This is a genomic window from Streptomyces sp. SID12488, from assembly GCF_010548275.1.
In the GTDB taxonomy this organism is placed as follows: domain Bacteria; phylum Actinomycetota; class Actinomycetes; order Streptomycetales; family Streptomycetaceae; genus Streptomyces.
The window spans coordinates 1-1030 of the sequence record NZ_JAAGLT010000087.1 but is presented as its reverse complement, the minus strand read 5'-3'; the positions used below and the strand labels follow the sequence as shown (position 1 = coordinate 1030).

Annotated in this window: 1 protein-coding gene; it reads right to left on the bottom strand. The window is 68.7% G+C overall.

Going from position 1 to position 1030, the window contains the following annotated elements; all coding sequences use genetic code 11:
• Positions 1–1030, bottom strand: a 1030-nt coding sequence (locus G3I56_RS42590; RefSeq protein WP_203691964.1) for a cyclase family protein, incomplete at both ends; no start/stop codon positions are given.

The following is a 1030-nucleotide window of genomic DNA, read 5'->3' as shown; positions in this document are numbered from 1 at the left end:
CGGTGTGAGGGGGCTGCCTTGGGTGCCGGGGAGGTTGAGTGGGGGTGCGGTGAGGAGGAAGCGGCTGCGGTGGTGTTCGCGCAGCCAGCCGGCGAGTTCTTTGAGGTACCACAACTCGCCGAGGGGGACGCCGAGTTTGAACAGGCAGAGGTGGTGGATGGGCAGGAGGGAGTGGGGGCCGGTTTCGTTGCCGACGCCGACTCCCTCGACGGCGTAGTTGTCGGCGACGAGGCCGGCGAGCTGGGAGTCGGTGATCCACTGGAGGATGGCGGGGTCGTGGGCGTCGAGGTAGGCGGCGGTCCGGTGGATGGCGACGGGGTCGGGGTTCTTGTTCCAGGCGAGGATCTGGGTGGCGAAGCCGGTGTGGAGCAGGACGATGTCGCCGGGTTCGACGGTGACGTTGTCGGCGTCCATGATCTCGCGCAGCTGCCGGTAGTTGACGGGCTGGTATTCGGTGCCGAGGTGGTGGGCGATGTCGATGAGGACGCCGCGGCCCTGGACGCCGTGCTGGGCCATGTGTTCGAGGCCGAGGTGGCGGGCGAAGCCGAGGCTTCCGCTGCCGTCGCCCTTGGCGTCGTCCTTGGGTCCGACGAGGTCGGTGCCGGCGCGGTAGCCGTTGTAGTAGACGGCTTCGGCGGTGCCGTCGGCGTCGGCGTCGAACTCGGCGCCCTGGTGGGCGAGGGCGTCCCACTGGGTGGAGTACTGCAGCCAGAGGGTGACCACGTCGTCCGACCACACGTCGATGAGGTCGGGGGAGAAGTGTTCGCTGGCTTTGATGTTGTAGAAGACGTCCTGGTTGTGCTGGAGGTCCTCGGTGGGGCGCAGGATCGGCGGGTAGCGGCGCTGGTTCATGGCCGACCCGCCGGGATAGTCGAGCGGCAGGCTGAGGCTGAAGGCGATGCCGTGCTCGACCTCGCGCACGCCCTGCAGGACCTTCTCCCGGGTGAGCAGGTTGATCCGGCCCAGCTCGTCGTCCTCGCCCCAGTCGCCCCAGGTCGAGCCCGGCGGACGCTGCTTCCAACGCTTCGTC